We start from the raw sequence: 2,091 nt of genomic DNA, 5'->3' as shown, positions 1-2,091 counted from the left end.
CTGGGCACCGCGACCCAGAGCGCCGACGACTACTACGGCTCGGCGCAGATGGAAGCGGCCTTCAACTGCTCGGACTGGGTCTTCCTGCTGCGGCAGAAGCCGGAATCCATCGAAATGCTCGACCGCAAGGGCCGGCTCACCATGGACGAGCCGAAGAAGCGGCTGTTGAACTCGCTGCGCACCGAGGCCGGCGTCTTCTCCGAGGTGTACATCTCTTCCCCCGTCGGCGAGGGCGTCGCCCGCAACATCCTCGATCCGGCCACCCACCTGCTCTTCTCCAACAAGCTGGAAGACAACGCGCCGATCGACGAATTGCGCGCCCAGGGCCTGTCCATCGACGAGGCGATCAGCGAACTGCTGCGGCGTCGGGGGCACGCGGTATGAAGACGACCGTTCTCCAATGGCTGGCCCAGAGCCTGGTCACCCTGTTCATGGTGGCCGCCGCCCTCGCGGCCTACGACCGCTGGGTGCTGCGGCCGGCTCTGGTCATCGGCGTGGTCGATCTGGCCGAGGTGTACCGCGCCAAGGAAGCCGAGTTCACCCAGATCCTTACCAAGAGCAACACGGAGGAAGACCGCCAGAAGGCGCTCGTCATGGCCCGGGCCTTCGCCCAGCGCCTGCCGCTCGCCCTCGATGAGTTGCCGCGGGAATGCAACTGCCTGGTGATCCTCAGGACCGCCGTGGCCGGACCGACGCCGAACACCGTCGACCTGACGGCGCAGCTGCGCAGAAAGGTGGCCACGCCATGAACGCCGATCCGGTCCAACAGGCGCTACCGCGTGCCGCGTCGAACCCCGGCAGAGGACGGCGGGTCGTCAAGCATTTTGCCGATTTCCTGCGCCATGTGCGCCGGCGCTGGGTTCTCTACCTGCCGATCTTCGCGATCTGGGGCTTGGCCTATGCCCGGCTCTTCATCGATGCGACGCCGCGGCTGCCCGTGCTCTTCAACTGGACGCCGAGCCTGCCGTATCGCATCGCCTGGCTGGTGCATGGCCCCCACCCCCTGCGGCGTGGCGACTTCATCGTCTTCTCGTTCGATGGTGAGGCGAAGGCGCGTTACCCGGGGCTGCGCGGCCAGCCCTTCTTCAAGATCGTGCGGGGCTTGCCCGGCGATGCCGTGACCGTCGCCGGTCGGCACGTGGCGATCAACGGCGAGGAGGTCGGCGTGGCCAAGCTGCAGGCCTACGACCATAGTCCGCTGGACCCGATTACGCCCACCGTCATCCCGCCCGGGCACTACTACGTGCAGGGCACCAGCCCCGACTCCTTCGACTCGCGTTACCAGGACAGCGGCCTGGTACGGGCCGAGCAGGTGGTCGGTGTCGTGGTTCCGCTGTATTGAAAGGCGCGCCATGACCAAGGCCCTTGTATTCCTCGCACTGCTCGGCCTCTTGACCCAGCCGGCCGCCCGGGGCCAGTCCAATCCGGCCCGCGGGCCGATCCACGGGACGCCGACGCCGCCAGGGATCAATGACATGCCGCTGGCCGACTATCTCGGCCTCCTGCGGCAAATCGCCCCCGCCGCCGAGGCGGGGGCCAAGGACTACCTCGCGGCCTTCGAGCGGCATTGCGGCCGGACACTCACCGCGACCGAGTTGCGCCAAGCGATGTCGGACGGTGACGGCGATCCGGTGCTGATGGGACTGATCCGTGCCAGCCACCTGCGCGATACCGCCGCCCGCGAACGACTCGCCGGACAGATCCGTTGCCCGGCCAGGGGGGCACGATGAAACGCTGCATCGTATCCGCTCCCCTGGTGCTCGGTCTGATGTTGGGCGCGGCAGGCGGCGCGCGTGCCATGGATCTGGGCGTCATCGGGCCGACCTACGAGATCAGCGAACCCCATCTGCTCCAGATGATCGAGCAGCGCCTGCGCCAGAAGGAACGTAGCGGCGAACTCGGGCGCCTGGAAGCAGAAGCCCGGAAGCGGGGCATCGCGACCGTGAAGAATCCGCCGCCGGTCACCGGCCTGCGGCCGACCAACACGGTGCGGACCTTCTACTTCGATCCGAGCTTCAGTCTGGATCGCAACATCCTCGGCCCCCAGGGCGAATTGCTGTTTGCCGCCGGCACGCGCAAGAACCCGCTGGA

The 2,091-nt window shown here is 67.5% G+C and carries 3 protein-coding genes and 2 pseudogenes; all 5 read left to right on the top strand.

All coding sequences use genetic code 11. The features are described 5' to 3' along the window. Positions 1 to 384: pseudogene (locus tag ACE3N6_RS19190) on the top strand (type IV secretion system protein TraC); the annotation flags it as partial. After that, positions 381 to 749 (top strand): hypothetical protein, encoded by a 369-nt coding sequence (locus ACE3N6_RS19185; RefSeq protein ID WP_374247420.1) that lies wholly within the window; start codon positions 381 to 383, stop codon positions 747 to 749. The pseudogene ACE3N6_RS19190 and the gene ACE3N6_RS19185, both read left to right, overlap by 4 nt. Beyond that, positions 746 to 1,342 carry a conjugative transfer signal peptidase TraF gene (traF, locus tag ACE3N6_RS19180; RefSeq protein WP_374247419.1) on the top strand — a complete coding sequence of 199 codons (597 nt, stop codon included), beginning with the start codon at positions 746 to 748 and terminating at the stop codon, positions 1,340 to 1,342. The genes ACE3N6_RS19185 and traF overlap by 4 nt, the downstream gene beginning before the upstream one ends. A 10-nt stretch (positions 1,343 to 1,352) precedes the next feature. Next, the gene (locus tag ACE3N6_RS19175; RefSeq protein WP_374247418.1) at positions 1,353 to 1,730 is read left to right on the top strand and encodes a hypothetical protein; all 378 of its coding nucleotides are present in this window, start codon (positions 1,353 to 1,355) and stop codon (positions 1,728 to 1,730) included. After that, positions 1,727 to 2,091: pseudogene (locus tag ACE3N6_RS19170) on the top strand (type-F conjugative transfer system protein TraW); the annotation flags it as partial. The gene ACE3N6_RS19175 and the pseudogene ACE3N6_RS19170, both read left to right, overlap by 4 nt.

Origin of the sequence: Zoogloea sp., from assembly GCF_041904905.1 — a bacterium.
In the GTDB taxonomy this organism is placed as follows: Bacteria; Pseudomonadota; Gammaproteobacteria; order Burkholderiales; family Rhodocyclaceae; genus Zoogloea.
The sequence above is the reverse complement of the archived record's forward strand: the minus strand, read 5'-3'. Positions and strand labels throughout refer to the sequence as shown.

Bases quoted from the DNA above. Each gene is read 5' to 3' on its own strand.
- ACE3N6_RS19175 (WP_374247418.1), top strand. From the start codon at position 1,353: ATGACCAAGGCCCTTGTATTCCTCGCACTGCTCGGCCTCTTGACCCAG.
- ACE3N6_RS19185 (WP_374247420.1), top strand. From the start codon at position 381: ATGAAGACGACCGTTCTCCAATGGCTGGCCCAGAGCCTGGTCACCCTG.
- traF (WP_374247419.1), top strand. From the start codon at position 746: ATGAACGCCGATCCGGTCCAACAGGCGCTACCGCGTGCCGCGTCGAAC.